The 18,662-nt window shown below is 48.8% G+C and carries 19 protein-coding genes; 10 read left to right on the top strand and 9 right to left on the bottom strand.

Annotated features, from left to right (window positions below; all coding sequences use genetic code 11):
• The first annotated feature begins 61 nt into the window (after nucleotides 1-61).
• Genes AC5FX6_RS15920 through AC5FX6_RS15910 form a run of 3 tightly spaced genes read left to right on the top strand, consistent with a single transcriptional unit; the run spans nucleotide 62 to nucleotide 3,008 of the window.
• Nucleotides 62-1,501 (top strand): BatD family protein, encoded by a 1,440-nt coding sequence (locus AC5FX6_RS15920; RefSeq protein ID WP_493597972.1) that lies wholly within the window; start codon nucleotides 62-64, stop codon nucleotides 1,499-1,501.
• Nucleotides 1,498-2,577: a chorismate synthase gene (gene aroC / locus AC5FX6_RS15915; RefSeq protein ID WP_493597971.1), complete on the top strand. Its 1,080-nt coding sequence runs from the start codon at nucleotides 1,498-1,500 to the stop codon at nucleotides 2,575-2,577. The genes AC5FX6_RS15920 and aroC overlap by 4 nt, the downstream gene beginning before the upstream one ends.
• Nucleotides 2,578-2,597: 20 nt before the next feature.
• A complete protein-coding gene (locus AC5FX6_RS15910; protein WP_493597970.1) occupies nucleotides 2,598-3,008 on the top strand; it encodes a hypothetical protein in 411 nt (136 codons plus the stop codon).
• A gap of 85 nt (nucleotides 3,009-3,093) precedes the next feature.
• Here the strand turns inward: AC5FX6_RS15910 and AC5FX6_RS15905 are convergent, their stop codons facing one another.
• Nucleotides 3,094-4,485 carry a sodium:proton antiporter gene (locus AC5FX6_RS15905; RefSeq protein ID WP_493597969.1) on the bottom strand — a complete coding sequence of 464 codons (1,392 nt, stop codon included), beginning with the start codon at nucleotides 4,483-4,485 and terminating at the stop codon, nucleotides 3,094-3,096.
• A gap of 263 nt (nucleotides 4,486-4,748) precedes the next feature.
• Here AC5FX6_RS15905 and AC5FX6_RS15900 point away from each other — a divergent pair, with 263 nt between their 5' ends.
• Nucleotides 4,749-5,363, top strand: coding sequence for a NifU family protein (locus tag AC5FX6_RS15900; RefSeq protein WP_493597968.1), 615 nt, complete (start codon nucleotides 4,749-4,751; stop codon nucleotides 5,361-5,363).
• Nucleotides 5,364-5,664: 301 nt separating this feature from the next.
• Here AC5FX6_RS15900 and secDF read toward each other — a convergent pair whose 3' ends face one another.
• From secDF to AC5FX6_RS15860, 8 genes are all read right to left on the bottom strand, one after another.
• On the bottom strand, nucleotides 5,665-8,685 hold the full coding sequence (gene secDF / locus AC5FX6_RS15895) for a protein translocase subunit SecDF (protein ID WP_493597967.1): 3,021 nt from the start codon (nucleotides 8,683-8,685) through the stop codon (nucleotides 5,665-5,667).
• A 170-nt stretch (nucleotides 8,686-8,855) separates the two neighbouring features.
• Nucleotides 8,856-9,227 (bottom strand): RNA methyltransferase, encoded by a 372-nt coding sequence (locus tag AC5FX6_RS15890; RefSeq protein WP_493597966.1) that lies wholly within the window; start codon nucleotides 9,225-9,227, stop codon nucleotides 8,856-8,858.
• A 43-nt stretch (nucleotides 9,228-9,270) separates the two neighbouring features.
• Entirely contained in the window at nucleotides 9,271-9,963 is a 693-nt protein-coding gene (locus tag AC5FX6_RS15885) for a potassium channel family protein (protein WP_007652125.1), read from the bottom strand.
• A complete protein-coding gene (gene udk / locus AC5FX6_RS15880; RefSeq protein WP_493597965.1) occupies nucleotides 9,963-10,580 on the bottom strand; it encodes a uridine kinase in 618 nt (205 codons plus the stop codon). The genes AC5FX6_RS15885 and udk overlap by 1 nt, the downstream gene beginning before the upstream one ends.
• 85 nt (nucleotides 10,581-10,665) lie before the next feature.
• On the bottom strand, nucleotides 10,666-11,244 hold the full coding sequence (locus tag AC5FX6_RS15875; RefSeq protein WP_493597964.1) for a non-canonical purine NTP diphosphatase: 579 nt from the start codon (nucleotides 11,242-11,244) through the stop codon (nucleotides 10,666-10,668).
• Between the two features lie 112 nt (nucleotides 11,245-11,356).
• Nucleotides 11,357-11,698 carry a hypothetical protein gene (locus AC5FX6_RS15870; protein WP_493597963.1) on the bottom strand — a complete coding sequence of 114 codons (342 nt, stop codon included), beginning with the start codon at nucleotides 11,696-11,698 and terminating at the stop codon, nucleotides 11,357-11,359.
• Nucleotides 11,699-11,716: 18 nt separating this feature from the next.
• Entirely contained in the window at nucleotides 11,717-12,370 is a 654-nt protein-coding gene (locus AC5FX6_RS15865; RefSeq protein ID WP_493597962.1) for a DUF6624 domain-containing protein, read from the bottom strand.
• A gap of 16 nt (nucleotides 12,371-12,386) precedes the next feature.
• A complete protein-coding gene (locus tag AC5FX6_RS15860) occupies nucleotides 12,387-12,896 on the bottom strand; it encodes a phosphoribosyltransferase family protein (protein ID WP_493597961.1) in 510 nt (169 codons plus the stop codon).
• A gap of 176 nt (nucleotides 12,897-13,072) precedes the next feature.
• Between AC5FX6_RS15860 and AC5FX6_RS15855 the strand changes: the two genes are divergently transcribed.
• The 6 genes from AC5FX6_RS15855 to AC5FX6_RS15830 all read left to right on the top strand — a co-directional run bounded on the left by AC5FX6_RS15855 (nucleotide 13,073) and on the right by AC5FX6_RS15830 (nucleotide 18,648).
• Nucleotides 13,073-13,318 (top strand): type B 50S ribosomal protein L31, encoded by a 246-nt coding sequence (locus AC5FX6_RS15855; protein ID WP_493597960.1) that lies wholly within the window; start codon nucleotides 13,073-13,075, stop codon nucleotides 13,316-13,318.
• 147 nt (nucleotides 13,319-13,465) lie between these two features.
• Nucleotides 13,466-13,909 (top strand): hypothetical protein, encoded by a 444-nt coding sequence (locus AC5FX6_RS15850; RefSeq protein WP_493597959.1) that lies wholly within the window; start codon nucleotides 13,466-13,468, stop codon nucleotides 13,907-13,909.
• Between the two features lie 70 nt (nucleotides 13,910-13,979).
• Complete coding sequence (locus tag AC5FX6_RS15845; RefSeq protein WP_493597958.1) at nucleotides 13,980-15,185, top strand: GlmU family protein; 1,206 nt, start codon at nucleotides 13,980-13,982, stop codon at nucleotides 15,183-15,185.
• Nucleotides 15,186-15,459: 274 nt separating this feature from the next.
• The gene (locus AC5FX6_RS15840) at nucleotides 15,460-16,587 is read left to right on the top strand and encodes a DNA polymerase III subunit (RefSeq protein ID WP_493597957.1); all 1,128 of its coding nucleotides are present in this window, start codon (nucleotides 15,460-15,462) and stop codon (nucleotides 16,585-16,587) included.
• 9 nt (nucleotides 16,588-16,596) lie between these two features.
• On the top strand, nucleotides 16,597-17,553 hold the full coding sequence (gene hemC / locus AC5FX6_RS15835; protein WP_493597956.1) for a hydroxymethylbilane synthase: 957 nt from the start codon (nucleotides 16,597-16,599) through the stop codon (nucleotides 17,551-17,553).
• Between the two features lie 273 nt (nucleotides 17,554-17,826).
• A complete protein-coding gene (locus AC5FX6_RS15830; protein WP_493597955.1) occupies nucleotides 17,827-18,648 on the top strand; it encodes a universal stress protein in 822 nt (273 codons plus the stop codon).
• Nucleotides 18,649-18,662: the final 14 nt, after the last annotated feature.

Raw genomic sequence — 18,662 nt, 5'->3', positions numbered from 1 at the left:
GGATAATAATATTCCAGTGTATAGCGACAAGAATTTGTAAATTTGCTATTATACCTGAATCATGCGCCTGACTTTCCTACTTGTGCTGTTATACCTGTCGGTATTAGTTCCCGCTTTTGCGCAGCAGGCCCGTATTGAGTTGGGTAAAAGCCCGCTACCGATCAATACTTACTTCACGGTTTCCATCAGACTGCAGGATCAGCAACTGAAAGACTACTCCCCTTTCCCAGAGATAGAAGGCTTTAAAAAAAGTACTCGCTTCTCGTCCACCAAAACGGTTATAGCCGGTGGCAAAACGACCACTGTGCTAACCATTACCCAGAACTATGCTGCTTTGGCCGAGGGAGAGTACGAGCTCAAGCCTTTCAGCATGACGGTGAACGGACAGCCCCTGCAGTCATCGGGGATGAAGATTAAAGTAGGGCCTATGGCTGCTGTAAGTCCTCAGGCGCCTGATCTTGTTATCCCACAGCAGCCGGAACAGGGTGAAGAGCAGCCTCAGGAGTACATGGACCAGGATGACAATGCCTTTCTCACCCTTTATACCGATAAGAAAGAGGTATACGTAGGCGAGGGACTGAACATTGTGCTCTACTTCTACCTGGCCGAAGAAGATCAACGATTGCTGGACTTTCATGATTTTGGCAACCAGATAACAGGTATACTGCGGCAGTTGAAACAACCCAATGCATGGGAGGAAGTGTTTGAAATAGATGAAGTGACTCCTGAACAGGTGCTGGTGCAAGGCAAGCCATACCTGCGTTTCAGGCTATACGAAGCTGTACTATACCCGCTTACAACGGAGCCGTTACACTTTCCGAAGCTTTCGTTGCGCATGCTCAAGTACAAAATGGCCGTGAACCCGACCTTGCTGGAAGACAGACTGGAAGGCTACAAAACTTTTTTTGCCCGTGAGCGCATCATTCCTGTCAAAGAGCTGCCGCCACACCCACTGCGTGATGTAGTGCCGGTAGGTGAGTATACCTTGCGAGAGGGATTGTCGAGCAAATCTGTGCCACTGAACAAAAGCTTTCGGTACATGTTTGAGTTGGAAGGCGAGGGTAATCTCGCTGCCATCATGCCACCAAGCCCGAGTACGACCGGTACACTCGACTTTTACCCACCGGATCTGCAGCAGGATATCACCTTGCGTGCCGGCCATGTACGGGGGATGAAGCGCTTTAACTATTCTGTGCTGGGCCGTGTACCTGGTACCTATAACCTGGGCGATGATTTCCAGTGGGTTTACTTCAATCCGGTGACTGCCACTTATGACACACTGCGTTCATCACTGAGCATCACGGTAACAGGTATAGCCGATGCAGGGACCATGGTATTGGCCCGCGATCTGGGTCCTTTTTACAAGATCATCGAAAACGAAGACCATACCTTGGTGAGCATGTACCAAGAAAAAGCCATAAAGCGCTATACCAATATTATTTTGCTGGTACTGTTGGCTGTCTCAGGGTTTATCTTCCTAAAATATCGAAACATCAAATGAGCAACACATACGGAAAACTATTCCGGATAACCACTTTTGGCGAGTCGCACGGCGCTGCTGTAGGCGTGATCATAGACGGCTGTCCGGCCGGGTTGGAAATTACAGCAGAGGAAATTCAAACGGCACTTGACCGCCGCCGTCCGGGTCAGTCAGACATCACAACACCCCGCAAAGAAGAGGACAAGGTAACGATACTCTCCGGTGTATCCGAGGGTAAGACTACCGGCACACCTATCGCGCTGGTGGTCGGTAATAAGGACCAGGCAAGTCATGACTACTCACATGTGGCACAGGCTTTCCGCCCGTCGCATGCCGACTATACCTATACGGCCAAGTACGGCTTGCGCGACCACCGTGGCGGAGGCCGCAGTTCGGCCCGTGAAACAGTAGCCCGTGTCGCGTCTGGTGCATTGGCTGCCAAGCTGTTGCAGCACTATGGCATTTCGGTGCAGTCTTATGTGTCGCAAGTGGGAAGTATCAAAGTGCGCAAGCATTACTCCAAGCTCGATCTGTCACAGATAGACTCAAACAAAGTGCGCTGCCCTGATGGCAAAACAGCGGCCCGCATGATCGGCCTGATCGAAGATGCCCGCGATAGTCTGGACACGATTGGTGGTGTGGTCAGCTGTGTGGTGCAGGGCGTGCCTGCTGGCTTGGGAGAGCCTGTGTTCGACAAGTTGCATGCGGAACTGGGCAAGGCTATGCTGAGTATCAATGCCGTGAAAGGCTTTGAGTATGGCAGTGGTTTTGAAGGAGTGAAGCTGCGCGGCTCCGAGCACAACGACCAGTTCTACACAGACGAGCAGGGGAATGTACGCACCCGCACCAACCACTCCGGCGGTATACAGGGTGGCATCAGCAACGGGCAGGACATCTACTTCAATGTTGCCTTTAAGCCGGTGGCAACTATCCTGCAACCACAGCAAACCATCAACGATGCCGGTGAGGAGATCACGCTACAAGGCAAGGGACGCCACGACCCCTGCGTATTGCCACGGGCTGTACCCATCGTAGACGCGATGGCTGCATTGGTGCTGGCTGATTTCCTGCTGAGGCAGCGGGCGAATAAGTTGTAGGTATAGTTTAGCACTAAAAGATGGATGCATTCTCAAAGATCATTCAGCTCACGTCAAGTAAGGTTGAAAAACTGAATAAAGCCATTGATGTACTCGAAGAAGAGCTACATTATAAAACTGTTACTGAATTAAAAGTCTATATAGAGAATCGCAAGGGAGGATCCGTTTATGCTTGGCTTAGCCGCCTAAAAGCTCCTAAAGTTTTCACTCCTGTCTGGCACCAAGATCAATCCAGAATCAATCTTAGTGCTATTTTAGCAGCAGATCATATTGACACGAATCAACTAGCCGCTAACCTTAATATCTATGTACTAAATGTGGCAATCAGCTTGGTAAGGCTCAAAGCAGACAAAAGTCTGGCATTGGAGGCAGAAAATCTAAGGAAATTGTCAGAGCAGTTGCGAAGTGTTAGTATCAGCGGTAAGCCCTAGAGGTGATTTATATTCATAGTAAATGAAAAGAGCCGCTCCTTTCATAAAGGAGCGGCTCTTTTGTTATAGACTATACCTAAAAGGTTTAGAACAATCTCAGATGCACTACCAGGAACCAAACCAGCAGGAAGATTGGCAGCAGGAATGGAATTGAATAACGCAGGATGTAAGCAAAGAAAGAAGGCATTTTGACACCGGCACTTTCCGCGATCGCTTTTACCATGAAGTTTGGTCCGTTACCAATGTAAGTGAAGGCACCGAAAAGTACGGCTGCCAGCGAAATTGCCTCCAACTGAATGAGAGTCTCCATACCGGCAGCTGAAGTACCGGCAGCGAACTGTCTAACCTCTTCCACATTGTTCTGGGCAAGGTCAAACTTGGCCATTGCCAATGATAGGAAGTTGGCGTAAGTCGGGGCGTTATCCAGGAAGCCTGAGAGTGAGCCAGTAGCCCAGTACAGGAAGTTTGGTGTAATATAGTTAGCGTAAGCAGGCGAAGAGGCGATCTCAGCGGAAAGTTGCAGGGCTGGCATCATGGTGAAGAAGATTCCGAAGAACAGGAATACCACTTCCAGAATAGGGTGGAAGTTGAACTGGTTACCTGCCAGGGCTTCTTTGCTTGAGAAGCGGAAGCACATGAAAGCAGCTGTCAACTGAATGATCTCACGGATGTAAGAGAACTTATTGCCATCATAATAGATGTGTGGCAGGGTTTCGATCACGTTCGGGTCAAGGAATACAGCGCCGATGATGATAGCTAGCCAGAACAGGTTACGACGACCGGTGAAGCTGAACTCCGTCTTGCCAGTACTTGGTTCGGCTGTATCGAGGTGAGCTACGATTTCATCGCCCTTGTTGCGGCTATCCACAAAGAAGAACAGGGCGCAAAGCAGGATAATAGAGATTACCCAAGGAATGAATAGGTGCTGAAGCGTCCAGAAGAACGGCACGCCTTTGATGAAGCCAATGAACAACGGCGGATCACCAAGCGGCGTCAGCAAACCGCCTGCATTACTTACAATAAAGATAAAGAATACGATCTGGTATGGCTTGAGTCGGTGTGCATTGAGGCGCATAAACGGACGAATCAAAAGCAGGGAAGCACCCGTCGTACCGATAAAGTTGGCCAACACTGCCCCTACGGCTACCAGCGCCACATTGATGAGTGGTGTGGCTTTTGCGTTCACATTCAGGTATATACCGCCAGCCGCAATGTAGAGGGAGCTTAGCAGTACAGCGAATGTAAAGTACTCGGCCAGGGTATGGGCAGGCATGTGCACATCACCTAGCACAAACAGGTAATAAGCCAACACGGTCAGACCGAGCGTAACAGCTATTTTTTTATAGTTGTGTTCCCAAAAGTGTCCGAAAAAGATAGGACCGCTTGCAATAAGTCCGATCAGAAGCAGGAAAGGAATAATGAGAAAACCAGGAACGGCATGCTGCGCTTGCGCCAGCAGGATGTAGTTATAAAGCATGTTAAACGTGCTGTAAGTTTAGTCGGAACAAAAATTTAACTGCGTCACAAAGTTACATTTTCTGGGCTAAATAGCTAACCAAATTGTTGTATACACATCACTAATGCGGCACGATCCCTGCTCTAATGAGATCAAATGTGCAAGTGTGATGTTCTATTGTGAGATAAGCCTATAACCGGGATACTATCACTTGTCAGAATAATTGAGTAATTTTGGAAACTTTAAGGCGGAGGCCTAAGTTTTAATTTAAAACGCTGATATCCATGTTAGATAATAAAGAAAAAACGGTTTCGGTATACGCCGAAGCCAACCCGAACCCCGAGTCCATGAAGTTTGTGATGAACGTAGGCCTTCTGCCAGATGGTCAAAGCGTTGATTACCCGAACTTAGAGAGCGCTGCTGATTCACCATTGGCACAAGAGCTTTTCAACTTCGATTACGTGTCACGTGTGTTCATCGCCAGCAACTTTGTGACGGTAACCAAAGGTACCGACATCGAGTGGGTAAAACTTATACCGGAGCTGCGCACGTTCCTGAAGTCTTATGTTGAAGCGAATGGCCCAATCTTCGTAGAAGGTTTCCAAGCGAATAAGGCATCTGCCAGTGATGCAGTCCAAGGCGAAGCTTCAGATGAGGACGTAGCTATTGGTAAAAAAGTAAGTGATCTGCTTGAGAACTATGTGCGCCCTGCTGTAGAGCAGGATGGCGGTAACATCACATTCAAGTCTTACAAAGACGGTGTGGTTACGGTGCACCTGCAAGGCTCTTGCAGCGGCTGCCCATCGGCCACCGTGACACTAAAAGCTGGTATCGAGAACCTGCTTAAGCGCATGGTTCCTGAAGTACAAGAAGTAGTGGCTGACGGTGTAACGATCTAAGCACATCTATTGCTACAAGGTATAAAGGCCGGTTCTCTGCAAAGGGAACCGGCCTTATTGTTTTAGGGCCCAACTTAATGGCTGATGCACATGGTAAGGTATAACTGAGTTCGGTTTCAGTATAGCCTTTTGTTTTCAGGTATAGCAGCGGTCCCTCTCTTGGTCTTGTTGCTCTCCATTGACAAGCAGGTATAGTAGAGGCCAGGCTGACACAGTTTTAGGTCTATCTATACCTGCAGGCATAAAAAAACTCCCGCCTCTGCTAAGAGGCGGGAGTTTTAAATTATAAGCTAAGCTTAACTTAAGCTACTTTAGCAGATACAGCTGGCGTTACTTTCTCTTTTACAGTATCCACCACGATTGGCGTCGCGATGAACAGGGAAGAGTAAGTACCGGCCAGTACACCGATGATCATGGCGAACGAGAAACCTCTCAGTACTTCACCACCGAAGATGAACAGGATCACCACCACTACAAACAGGGTGAGTGATGTGATGATCGTACGGCTGAATGTGCTGATCAGGGCTGGGTTCACGATGTCACGCAGCGGCTTGCTCGGATTGTCCTGCATGTACTCACGCACACGGTCAAAGATTACCACGGTATCGTTGATGGAGAAACCGATGATCGTCAGTACCGCTGCAATGAACACCTGGTCCATTTCGTAAGAGATGCCAAACAAATCGAAGATAGAGAACACAGCGATGATCATCAGGGCGTCGTGCAGCAAGGCAACCACACCACCAAGTGAGAACTGCCACTTGCTGAAGCGAACCATTACGTAGATAAAGATACCTACCAATGCCAGTAATACGGCCACCAGAGCTGTTTTCTGAATGTCGTCAGCCATGGTAGCACCAACTTTAGAAGAGCTCAAGATTTCCGGATTCTGGTTGCTATACTGCTCCAGACCCTGCATCAGAGCTGCTTTTACTTTTTCGTCAGCCTGAATGCTCTCGTCATCAGCCAACCAGCTGGTAGTGATCTTCACACGGTTTGAAGCACCGAATGTCTTTACTTCTGTACCAGCAGACTCAAAGTCGTCCAACAGTGCTGAACGAACGTCCGGAGCTGCAATAGCCTGATCGAAGTTTACTACATAAGAGCGACCACCTTTAAAGTCAACACCCAGGTTAGGGCCACCGTTGATGTACATGGCCACAAAACCAAATACGATCACAGCAAGGGAGAAAGCGTAAGCCGGCTTTCTGAATTTCATCACGTCAAACTTGATGTTGCGGAACATGTTAGCTGAAAGTGCAGTACCGAATGACAGTTTGCCGCTCTTCTTGAACACACGCTCTACCAGAATTCTTGAAATGAATACAGAAGTAAAGAATGAAGTCACGATACCGATCATCAGGGTAATCGCAAAGCCCTTCACAGGACCTGAACCGAAGAAGTACAGGATGAAGCCTACGATGAAGGTTGTTACGTTCGCATCCAAGATAGTCGAGAAAGCTTTGTCGTAACCTTTGTTGATCACTTCACGCATACTGAGTCCTTTGAGAGACTCTTCACGCATACGCTCAAATATCAGTACGTTCGCATCCACGGCCATACCCAGTGTCAATACGATACCGGCGATACCAGGCAATGTAAGTGCTGCACCAAACTGAGCAAGTACGCCCAGGATGAAGAACACGTTGAACAACAGGGCAAGGTCAGCAATGAAACCGCCACGGCTGTAGTAAGCGATCATGAAGATAACCACCATGATCAGACCAGCGATCGTAGAGATCAGACCCTGGTTGATGGCTTCCTGACCCAATGATGGACCTACGATGGCTTCTTCTACGATACGGGTAGGGGCTGGCATCTTACCTGCCTTCAGAATGTTGGCAAGGTCTTTTGCTTCTTCAATAGTAAAGTTACCTGTGATAGAAGAGTTACCACCTGTAATCTCGCCCTGCACCACTGGAGCAGAGTATACATAGTTATCAAGTACGATCGCTACCTGACGGCCAACGTTGTCGCCTGTCAGTTTAGCCCAACGCTTGCCACCTGCTGGTGTCATCGTCATGTTGATCTCCGGACGACCGTTCTGGTCAAAGTCCTGACGGGCATCGTTTACGGCGTCACCAGTCATTGGCGCTTTTCCGTCACGGCCTTTCTTTACAGCGTAGAACTCCACAAACTCCTGACGGTTGTCGCCTACAAGTGGCTTCACACCCCACAGGAACTTCATGTTTGGAGGGAAGATAGAGCGAACACCAGGTCTGCTAAAGATTTCGTTGATTCTGGCAGTGTCACGGGTGTTAGCACCGATGCCACCTGGCATCATCGTGAACAAACGGCTCATAACACCCATTTGCTCTTCCTGAAGCGACTTAAGCGCATCAGCAGAGTCAGTTTGTGCGGCAGAAGCAAGAGCTGTTGTATCGGTAGCAGCTCCAGTAGTTGTGTCGTTAGAAGTAGCGGCAGCTTGTGCCAGTACATCGTCAGCAGCGGCATCCTGTACAGTAGCAGGAGTAGTAGCGTTGGCAGCAGTAGACTGCGTTGCAATACGGCCAAGGTTCAGGCGACCCGCTTTCTCTTCTGCGTTCAGGTATTCGCTCAACTGAGTGAAGTAAGGAGATACTTCTTCAGGTGTCCACACTTCCCAGAACTCCAGGTTAGCCATACCCTGCAGGAGCTTACGCACACGGTCAGGGTTGTCGATACCTGGCAATTCGATCTGGATACGACCGCTGTTGCCAAGGCGCTGGATGTTAGGCTGGTTTACACCGAATTTGTCAACACGTGTACGCAGGATGTTAAATGAACGCTCAATCGCGTCTTCCACTTCCACGTCGATTGCATTGATTACCTCAGCGTTGCTAGACTCGTAGCTGATCTTGCCACGGTTGGCTGTATTAGAGAAAATGCGGCTCAAACGACCGTTTGGCTCCACTTCTCTAAAGGCTTCAGCAAACAGGGAAGTGAACTTCTCCTGGCTGTTGCGCTGCATTTCCTGCGCACGGGCAAGGGCTTTGAGGAAGTTAGGGTCTTTGCTGTTGCCAGACATCGACTTGATGATCTCGATAGGAGATACTTCCAAAACCACGTGCATACCGCCACGAAGGTCAAGGCCAAGGCCCAATTCGTTTTCTTTTACTTCCTGGTAGGTATACTCAGCACCAAGGAAGTTGTAAACTGGCTCTCTCCACACTGAGTCAAGGTACGACTGCTGCTTGGCGTGGTCTACGTTGCCTTGTGCGTCTGTGGCATAGGCCTCAGCGTCTTTCTGCACACTGCGGGCAACGAACGAGAATGACAGGTAGTACAGGCAAAGCGCCGATACTATCAAAGTCATAACGATAATAAAATTCTTATTCCGCATGGGTTGGTTGATAAATAAAGTATAGTTGAAATAATGATAATGCTTTGGTAATCACAGCGATGCTATCTTCTATAAACCAAGAAATACTGTGAAGCTGTTCCGCTATACCTGATAAAAAGGTATGCGCAACGGGTCAGGACCATGAGAGGACCTGTGGGGAAAGGGTTCGCTTAGGGAGCGTTGGGTTGAATGGAAATAGGGAAGAAGCGGGCAACGAAGCCAACTCCGGGCGCTCTGGCCGCATAGGCAGGCAGCGCTTCGTCAGTAGGTATAGCAAAGCCAGGTATAGGCGTAGGCTCCAGCGCGTCCTGCTCCAGGTTGAGCACCACGAAGGAGGTCGTAGCCTCCAGCATGACCTTTTGCTTGATTACTGTTTTTTCCTGCGGGGCCGTGGCCAGCTTGGAGGCTGACTTCACAGGAGTGCCTTGCGCTGTGTAGGTATACGCCACCACTTCCTGTCCATTGAGCATAAGCGCCCAAAGCAGGGTTACAGTCATCAAAAGATGACGGAAGTGAGGAAGTATAGCGTTTGTGTTTGGCATATAGAAAGCAAATGTAAAAGCTTTCGCTGAAAAATAAAACCTGTTAGCGGTTTATATCAATAAATCGTTTGATATCGTGTTTTTTCCCGATAAGAATCAGAATGTCAGAAGGATAGATGATGGTGTCGGCCTTTGGAACACCAATGATGTGCTCCACTTGCGTTGGTTTGCCATCCTGGATCTCCTCAAAGAAGCGTTTAATCGTGATCATGTTGAGGTTGTACTTCTCACGCAGCGATATCTTTGCCAGGCTCTTGTTCGCAATGCCACGTGGGGTATTGATCTCCACGATCTCGTAGTTGTCGGGCAGCGGCAGGAAGGTGCGGATGTTTGGCTGCAACAGTCGCTCGGCTACTGTTTTGCCAACTTCCCCCTCCGGCGACAGGATTTCCTGCACACCCATTTTCTCCAGAATACGACGCTGCTGCTTGTTGGAAGCACGTGTGATCACACGCTTGATGTTGAGCTCCTGCAAGTTGGCCGTAGTGATCAGCAGGGCCTCAAAGTCCTCGCCGATGGCCACGATAGCCGCGTCCATGTCCTGCACGTTCTGTGCTTCAAGGGCGCGGATGTCGGTGGCATCAAGGGCAACGGCATAGGCCACTTCGTCCTTGATGGCTTCCACGTGGTCTTCGTCGTTGTCGATGGCGAGCACCTCAGCGCCTCGTTCAGCAAGTGTGCGGGCAATGGAGTTTCCAAAGATACCGAGGCCGATTACTACGAACTTGTGTCGCATTATTTTATCCTGGAGTTAAGGTATGTGGTCAGTACATCCAATCCACGGTCGAAATTCTCGTTGTTCGGGATGATGATATCTGCGTCGTTTTTGTAAGGCTTAATGTACTTCTCGTAAGTAGGTGCCACATGATGCGTGTAGCGGTACAGCACATCGTCCAGGTCGTAGCCACGTTCCACTTTGTCGCGCACGATGCGGCGCTGGAGCTTGATGTACTCTTTTGCATCGATGTATACCTTCAGGTCGAGCAATTTGGCAATCTCCTCGAAGTAGAAAACGAAAATACCCTCTACCACTACGATAGGGGCTGGCTTAAATTCCAGCTGCTTTGGTACTACGTTCGGGTTATTGAAGGTATACTCTTTGCGGTAAACGGTCTCCCCCTGGCTCAGCTTCAGGATATCCTGTGCATAAGCGTCGTCGTCGATGCAGGAAGGGAGGTCAAAATTGACAACCCCGTTGAGGTCGCGTGTCTGGTGCTCGCGGTCTTTGTAATAGTTATCCTGAGAGATCAGGCAAATGTTCTCAGGTGAGAAGGACGCAAGTAGTCTATTCAAAAAAGTGGTTTTCCCTGAAGCACTACCTCCTGTAATTCCGACGATAAATGGCTTTTGCATTGGAGATTATAGTTTCAGGCTACAAAATTAGTCTTTTACGGCCAATGTGGCTACAGCCTGCGCTAATTATTTTACCTCCCCAACGCTAAGCTGACTTCAAAAATTCCACAAGCTTCCTGATGGCCTCGCCGCGATGACTGATGGCGTTTTTTTCCTCCGGCGTCATCTCGGCAAAAGTGCGGTCATAGCCCTCCGGTATGAACACCGGGTCATAGCCGAAGCCTTTGTCGCCTTTCCATTCGGAGGTAATCTGCCCGTTTACAGTGCCTTCGAACTGGTGCTCCTGCCCATCCAGGTATAGCGTGATCGAAGTGCGGAAGCGGGCGCGGCGTACTTCATGGCCTTCCAGATTCTTGAGCAAGTGGCGGATGTTGTCGGCGTCGTTGCGCTGCGGTCCGGCATAACGGGCTGAGTAAACACCTGGTTCGCCGCAGATGGCGTCTACTTCTAATCCGGTGTCGTCGGCAAAGCAGTTGACTTTGTACTTCTCCCACACGTATTGCGCCTTCTGGCGGGAATTGCCTTCCAGCGTGTCCTGGTCCTCGGCCAGTTCTTCGTGGCAGCCAATGTCCTCTAGCGTGAGCAGTTTGTACTTGCCTTCTAGCATGCGGCTTACCTCGGCTACTTTGTTTTTGTTGTTGGTGGCGAAGCAGAGTTCTTTCATAGAGCAGATTTAGTATAAGGTGCCTTCCTAAAGAATTTACAGATAGGCAGGGGCCTGTTTTAATGAGCTAAGTACGGTACAGGGTTGTTTTAGGATTAATTGGCGGCCCCCATTAGTCGTTTGCGGGCGTTGCGACGGCTTGCGAACGCCTTTCGAGTGTCTTTAGCTGATTGTATCGTTTGGTGTTGAAATTCCAATGGTAAGCGTGTATGCCTACACCGATCGCGCTGTAAATGAACAATCGGACCAAGAAGTCTGAGGAGGTGAAGCTGTCAGCAAGTGCAGCGGTATCCCAGGCTTTCAGTTCATCCCATGACTGGAAGAGATTAGAGAAGAAACTTACCAACAGCCCCCATAGCAGGCCACGAGTTAAAATGTAACGCCATTGGCCGGCTTCTTTTGTTCTGGCCCATTTACCCAGGAAGTTCGTTTCTTCCTTGTTTAGTTGCATCATTGCCTCTATATAATCTGGTTACTCCTTTTTAGGAAGTTGCGCCTGCGGGTCGTAGGTTGCACCAATACGTGCGGCATTTTCCTCTACTGTAAGCGGCATACCTACTGCTGACCTGCGTTTGTTTACATGTTCCGGCTCTTCAATAGGCCAGATAGTCATAGTGCCGTCTCCGCTGGACATATTGCTGGCCTGCGTGCCATAGATTTGCTTTTTGCCCTGCCACATCAACATGCGGTCTTCCATCATGGCGGCGTGTACTTTGCTGGCCTCACCTTCCTGGGCTCTTTGCTGCAAAAGCGGGAAATACTTTTCCATCGCGCTCAGGCTACTGTGCTGTACCACATAGAAAATACTGGAGGCAGCGTCTTCACCTACTTTGCTCTGAGGAAGCCAGCCATACTTGTCAATCAGGTTGAAAACGATAATCTGGTTGATGGAATCGATGCGCTGCATTTCGGGCATCAGCGCCATTTGCTCTTCCTGCGACGTGGATTCCGATAGTTTTTCACGGATACCCTGATCTGTTTCCAATACCTCTTTTAATACTAACTGAAGGGAGTCGTAAAGTATGGCAGGTGAGGTTGCAACCTGAGCGGTAGCTGTTTCCTGCTGACCTGATTGGCAACTGGCAAATGCGAGCAGTGCTAAGAAGGGAAGGTAGAGATATTTCATAGCTGGGGTTTAAGTCTTAGTGCAGATAAGCCGCTACTTCATTTTCCTGAAGCACCACATCCACCCGCTCCCGGAGGGTAGTGGCCAGGGAATAGCCCGTATAGGTGGCAGCTACCGGAAACAAGGTATGGTGGCGGTTGACCAGCGTGGCAATCTCAACTTTCTTTGGGTTTTGCGGCAGCAGAGCATTTAAGGTATAGGCTAGCGTTTTGCCTGTGTTCAGCACATCATCCACTATAATGACCACGGCATTTTCGAGGGCGGCATTTTCGGGTGTGATAGCGACCGGCGATTGCAGTGGGGCGGTTTTGTCCAAAGTAACTTGCAGAAGCGTCACTTTAATAGGCGAAATAGCCTCCAGTTCGGCGGCCAGCATGCCGGCCAGGGTATAGCCATTGCGGTGTATACCTGCCAGCACAAGTGACTGTTCCTCAAAGTTCTGCTCGTATACCTCATAGGCCATGCGGGTAATCTTTTGCTGTATCTGGCCCTGGTCGAGTATCTGGTTTTGCTGTGGGTGTGTCATGAAGGTATGGGTGTAAGGTATAGCGCTGTGCCTGAGACAAATTTAAATAATTATCGATAGTTACAGCATACTACCATGAATGATAAAATAATTTGGTTAGTAGCGTTTTAAATTCGAAAATACTTATTAAATTTGCAGTCCGATTCAGAAATTAAGGTTAATAAACGTTTATAATAATGAAAAAAGGCATTCACCCAGAATACAGAGATGTGGTATTTCAGGATATGACGAGTGATTTCAAATTCATCACACGTTCTACGATGAACTCTGACGAGAAAATCACCATGGAGGACGGCAAAGAATATCCAGTGATCAAAGTGGAAGTTTCTTCTGCATCACACCCTTTCTACACTGGTAAAAACATCTTTGTGGATACTGCGGGTCGTGTGGAGCGTTTCAACTCACGTTACAAGAAAAAATAAGCAGGCATATCCCCTGGTTAAAACGTTTCGAAAAAGTCTTCCTGAGAAATCGGGAAGACTTTTTTATTTTTAGCTCGCGACGAGCCAACTGGCCCGGTTTCTGTTATAGCAAAAAGCATATATAAACGCTTACTATATTTCTGAACTATGAAATTAAGAGCCATTTACCTGCCTTTTGCCTTCCTGTCATTTTTTGCCTTCACATCCTGCGACAAATCCGAAGAAGTTATGCCTGAGTCGGAGCCCGTTGATAAAACAGTGGTATTCCAGGTGTTTGGAAACCAGGATTTTTCTTACAGTCGGTATGGCGAGGAAGAGATAAATATTAAGCTCTTGATTACCCGAACGAATAAAGATGTAGCAGATGCGATTGAAACGGTGGTTTTTGACAGCACCTTTACCATGGCTCTGAAAGATATACCTGTGCGGGCAAATAGAATGTACATCCGGAAAACAGTGCCCGCTGTGCTGGATGCTAAAGAAAGCGTGTTTATCGGAGCGGGTTATACCTACAGGCAGAACTCTTTTGGCAAGAACCAGACCTTTCCGGCCGAGCAGCAGGAAAAGACGGTAGAGCTGACAGTCTATTAGTGAAAAGATTATACCTAATTAACCAAGTCTTCCTGAACTATTTCAGGAAGACTTTTCTATTTTTGTAGCTATGAATATCATTCTCTTCGATGATCCTGTTATCCGGCAGTCGCTGTTGCCGTTGACTTTTACAAGGCCAGTGGCCGAGATTCGCGTTGGCATCATGACCATCGCCGAGAAATGGCAGACCTATGCGGGCGCTACTATCTCATACCTGACGCAGCCATACCTGCAACACAAGTTTCCGGCGATTTACGAAACGCATAATGTTTTTGTGAACGGTGCTGTGTGCCCGGATGAAGAACTGGTCGAGCAGGTGAAAAGCCTGAAGGTAGGAGAGGGGCTGTACTGCGAAGGCCTGTTGGTTGCGCTCAACGCCGATAACCTGGATCTGCACGATGCGGCAGACCTGGTTATGCATTCTTCTTCTAAAAAGATAGAGTGTTTGCCTAAGAACATCATTCGGGAGGTATGGGAGATATTTGTGCAGAACGGCAACCAGATCCGGAGTGATTTTAAAATCCTGACAGCAGGACGCGAGAGCCAACCCATCGGTGATAAATACACGATGGTATATGGCGAAGAGAATATCTTCATTGAAGAGGGCGCCAAGATACGGGCAGCCATCCTGAATGCTGAAAACGGTCCGATTTACATCGGAAAGGACGCCCAGATACACGAAGGTGCTGTGGTGAAAGGTCCGTTTGCTATTTGTGAAGGCAGTAACGTGAACGTGGGCGGTAAAATGCGCGGCGACGTGACTATTGGTCCTTTCTCCAAAGTGGGTGGTGAAGTAGCGGCTTCGGTTATCTTTGGCTATACCAACAAAGGCCATGAAGGCTACCTCGGCAACTCGGTGCTGGGCGAATGGTGCAACCTGGGAGCTGATACCAACACCTCGAACCTGAAGAACAACTACGCCGAGGTGAAGATCTGGAGCTATGCCAAAGGCGGCTTCAAGAACACCGGGCAGCAGTTTTGCGGCCTGATCATGGGTGACCACAGTAAGTGTGGCATCAACACCATGTTCAATACAGGCACGGTGGTAGGCGTGAGTGCCAACATATTTGGGTCAGGCTATCCACGCAACTTCATCCCTTCCTTTGCCTGGGGAGGTGCGGCTGGCTTCGAGACCTTCCAACTCCGCAAAGCCAATGAAGTAGCCGAAAAAGTAATGGAACGCCGCAACCTGGCCTACGACAAAATAGAGCAGGATATCATGGCGGACATATTCGAACAAACCCGCGAATATCGGGTGTGGGATAGGAAGGCCTAATGGCTGAATCTTTATATAGCTCTCTTGCCCCATGGGTTCTGAGGATTAAGAAAGATTTTCAGGACTGATAATGTTGAAGGAGTATGGTAGAAAAGTTGATTGTTAATTACTGATTGTTGTCATTGCACAATGACTAATTTCTGATTGAGAAGGTATAGCCGATGCACGATTGGACAGGTTACGACCTTTCCCTGCGGATAATACCTCCAAACTTCCCAACTTTTTTAACTCAAGTAACTCCTAAACGCTCAAACACTATAACTCCCAAACTCAAGTGCATTTCTCTCAAATAAAAGGACATCAGGAAACGAAAACCTTACTGGTTAACTCGGTGCGACAGAACCATGTGGCGCATGCGCAGCTGTTTCTGGGGCAGGAGGGGAGTGCCAATCTGGCGTTGGCGCTTGCTTATGCCACCTATATCAATTGCGAGGACCGGCAACCCGATGATTCATGTGGAACGTGCAACAGTTGCGTGAAAATGAACAAACTGGTGCATCCGGATTTTAACTTTGTGATGCCGGTGACGAGCACCAAGTCTATTACGAAAGATGTGCTGAGCCAGAAGTTCCTGACGGAGTGGCGCGAGTTTGTGCTGGCCAATCCGTATCAGGGGCTGAACGAGTGGATGCAGCACATCGGTGCCGAGAACAAGCAGGGCAACATCTCCAAAGAGGAAAGCCGCCAGTTGGTGAAATTGGTGTCGCTGAAAGCCTTTGAAGGCGATTACAAGATCGTGCTGATCTGGTTGCCGGAATTGATGCACCCTTTCGCTGCCAATGCCCTGCTCAAACTATTGGAGGAACCACCCGCCAAAACACTTTTCCTGCTGGTGTCGCAATCAGCTGAGAAACTGCTGGCAACCATTACTTCACGTACCCAGATCGTGCAGGTACGGGCGTTCACCGAAGCCGAAGTAGTGAGCTACTTACAGGAAAAGCATGGCGTTGACGATACAGCCGCTTACCAAATCGCACAACTCTCGGAGGGGAACCTGAATGCCGCGACCAAACTCACCAGCGAGGTCAGCAGCGACTACTTTTCATTCTTTACCGACTGGATGCGCAATTGCTACAGCTACAAATTCGACAAGGTAGTAGACAGCAGCGAGGAGTTTCAGAAGCTGGGACGGGAGAACCAGAAGAACTTCTTGCTGTACGCCCTCAATTTATTCCGCAAGGTCATGCTCTACGGTGTTGACGAGTCGCTGATTGCCTACTTGCCCCCAAACGAGCTCGATTTCGTACAGAAATTCTCGAAGCTGATCACAGAAAACAATGCCGATAAACTAGCGCAGGAACTGAACGAGGCACACTATCACATAGAGCGCAACGCCAACCCCAAAATGGTGTTCGTGGACAGCTCTATCCAGATTGCCCAGTACCTGCGCAATGCTAATTAAGAAGATATCATGGAAAATAATACAGCAGTCAAAACCATTAACATCGGAACACGCGGCAGCAAGCTGGCTCTTTGGCAGGCCCACGCCGTGGCTGATAAGCTACAGGCCGCCGGCCTTGATACCGAGATTGTGATCATCAGCACAAAAGGCGACCAGATACTTGACCGTTCCCTCGACAAGATAGGTTCAAAGGGCGTGTTTACCGAAGAGCTGGAGGTAGGCCTACGCGACGGCAGCATCGATATTGCGGTGCACAGCGCCAAAGACGTGCAGTCGTCTATACCTGACGATTTGGAGTTGGTAGCTTTTATGGAGCGCGAGCAGGTGAACGATGTGATTCTGTCCTTCAACCCCGACTTTAAACTGGAGCGCGACAGCAAGGTGATGATCGGTACTTCGTCGACACGCCGCAGGGCTTTGCTCAGGAAGTACTATCCGAACGTGACCACCGCTGAGTCACGCGGCAACCTGCAGACCCGCCTGCAGAAACTCAAGGACGGACAGTTTGATGCGCTCATGCTGGCCTATGCCGGTGTGTTCCGGATGGGATACGACGACCTGATCGTGCATACCTTCCCGGAAGATGAGTTTATACCTGCTGCTGGTCAGGGAAGTGTTGCCGTAGAGTGTGCCCGTAACTTAGAGCCGGAACTGAAGCAGCAACTGAAAGATGCGCTTGATCACGCCGATACGCATGTATGTCTACTGGCAGAACGTGCTTTTCTGCGCACCATGGAGGGCGGTTGCAGTATACCTTCGTTTGCGCTGGCCACCTTGACTGCCGACGGGAACGTGAGTATTCAGGGCGGACTCGTAAGTCTGGATGGGCAACAGCATCTGTACGAAAAGTTTGAGGGCAGCCAAGAAGAGGCCGAGTCATTGGGTGTGAAACTGGCAGAAGTTATACTTTCCCAAGGTGGAGTTGACATCCTGAGAAGCATTCGCGAAAACAGGGATAACGCTTAAAAAAGCAAGTTTTTTAAAATTCTAATACTGAAGCCCTTTAGCGTTAAGCTTGAAGGGCTTCTCTGTTTTTAGGCATAACACAGTAATCAAGGGTGATTTTATAAGGAAAACTGTTTTGAGATGACCAAGAGGTATGCTTTGTACTTTAGCTGGTTGTTGTGTTGTTTTTGATCAATTAAGGGTATTTTAATATAAGGTTAATCAGGGCTTAATTTCTGTGCCTGACTTTTGTAGCGAAGTTGTATATACGTTAAAACAAAAGATAGATAACCTGTGAAGAGAGTGTTGATACCGACCAACTTGGAAATTACTTCCTTGAACCTGATTAAGTATGGTCTGCAAGTTTTTAAGGAAGAGGCCTGTGAAATTTTCCTCCTGAATATAATCCCCCTGCCAAACTCCATTCCGGAGTTGCTTTTACTGCCCCGTGACGAGGGACGCCTTGAAAATACGTCGACTGCCTTCAACAAAGCTGTAGAGCGCATGAAAAAAGCCTACCCTGTCGAGATCAGCTCACTCTCGGTCTTACACTGGTATGGCGACAGCAGCGCCAAATTCAACAGCTTTATCAAAGACAATAACATGGACTTGGTGTTGTGTCCGGTAGCCTTGCAGCCAGTGAGCAAAAAAACAGAGACACCCACGTTCCAGCAACTGGCTCAAAACGCCGCATGTCCCGTTCTTTACGTGCCCGACACCTCGGAGCAAAGCCGCCTGCGCAAAATCGCCTACGTAGTAGATTTGGACGAGAAGCGCTCACTACTCATGCACGACATGCTTCTGAAGCTAGCCAGCGCCAACGATTTTCAACTCACATTTCTAATCGTGTTTAAACCAGGTGCCGATCTAGATAAGCTGCGTTTTGTGCTCCAGCACATCTATGGCAACGAGAAACTTAAAAACTTGAACTGTTCAGTGCACTTTGTGCAGGAAAGCGATCCTTACGACGGTATTTCTAATTTCGTGGACGCGTACCAGGCCGATATGCTCGTGTATGGCAAGAAGAAGTCATTTTTCGGAAATCTGTTCACCAATGCCTGCATCGCACCAGATACGGCCAAAACCAAAAAGATACCTTTTCTCGCCATTTCCTAACAAGTGAATTGCTG

Source organism: Pontibacter sp. LHS2, assembly GCF_058932845.1.
This window is presented reverse-complemented; position numbering and strand designations above follow the sequence as displayed.

Bases quoted from the DNA above. Each gene is read 5' to 3' on its own strand.
- AC5FX6_RS15920 (WP_493597972.1), top strand. From the start codon at position 62: ATGCGCCTGACTTTCCTACTTGTGCTGTTATACCTGTCGGTATTAGTT.
- aroC (WP_493597971.1), top strand. From the start codon at position 1,498: ATGAGCAACACATACGGAAAACTATTCCGGATAACCACTTTTGGCGAG.
- AC5FX6_RS15910 (WP_493597970.1), top strand. From the start codon at position 2,598: ATGGATGCATTCTCAAAGATCATTCAGCTCACGTCAAGTAAGGTTGAA.
- AC5FX6_RS15905 (WP_493597969.1), bottom strand. From the start codon at position 4,485: ATGCTTTATAACTACATCCTGCTGGCGCAAGCGCAGCATGCCGTTCCT.
- AC5FX6_RS15900 (WP_493597968.1), top strand. From the start codon at position 4,749: ATGTTAGATAATAAAGAAAAAACGGTTTCGGTATACGCCGAAGCCAAC.
- secDF (WP_493597967.1), bottom strand. From the start codon at position 8,685: ATGCGGAATAAGAATTTTATTATCGTTATGACTTTGATAGTATCGGCG.
- AC5FX6_RS15890 (WP_493597966.1), bottom strand. From the start codon at position 9,227: ATGCCAAACACAAACGCTATACTTCCTCACTTCCGTCATCTTTTGATG.
- AC5FX6_RS15885 (WP_007652125.1), bottom strand. From the start codon at position 9,963: ATGCGACACAAGTTCGTAGTAATCGGCCTCGGTATCTTTGGAAACTCC.
- udk (WP_493597965.1), bottom strand. From the start codon at position 10,580: ATGCAAAAGCCATTTATCGTCGGAATTACAGGAGGTAGTGCTTCAGGG.
- AC5FX6_RS15875 (WP_493597964.1), bottom strand. From the start codon at position 11,244: ATGAAAGAACTCTGCTTCGCCACCAACAACAAAAACAAAGTAGCCGAG.
- AC5FX6_RS15870 (WP_493597963.1), bottom strand. From the start codon at position 11,698: ATGATGCAACTAAACAAGGAAGAAACGAACTTCCTGGGTAAATGGGCC.
- AC5FX6_RS15865 (WP_493597962.1), bottom strand. From the start codon at position 12,370: ATGAAATATCTCTACCTTCCCTTCTTAGCACTGCTCGCATTTGCCAGT.
- AC5FX6_RS15860 (WP_493597961.1), bottom strand. From the start codon at position 12,896: ATGACACACCCACAGCAAAACCAGATACTCGACCAGGGCCAGATACAG.
- AC5FX6_RS15855 (WP_493597960.1), top strand. From the start codon at position 13,073: ATGAAAAAAGGCATTCACCCAGAATACAGAGATGTGGTATTTCAGGAT.
- AC5FX6_RS15850 (WP_493597959.1), top strand. From the start codon at position 13,466: ATGAAATTAAGAGCCATTTACCTGCCTTTTGCCTTCCTGTCATTTTTT.
- AC5FX6_RS15845 (WP_493597958.1), top strand. From the start codon at position 13,980: ATGAATATCATTCTCTTCGATGATCCTGTTATCCGGCAGTCGCTGTTG.
- hemC (WP_493597956.1), top strand. From the start codon at position 16,597: ATGGAAAATAATACAGCAGTCAAAACCATTAACATCGGAACACGCGGC.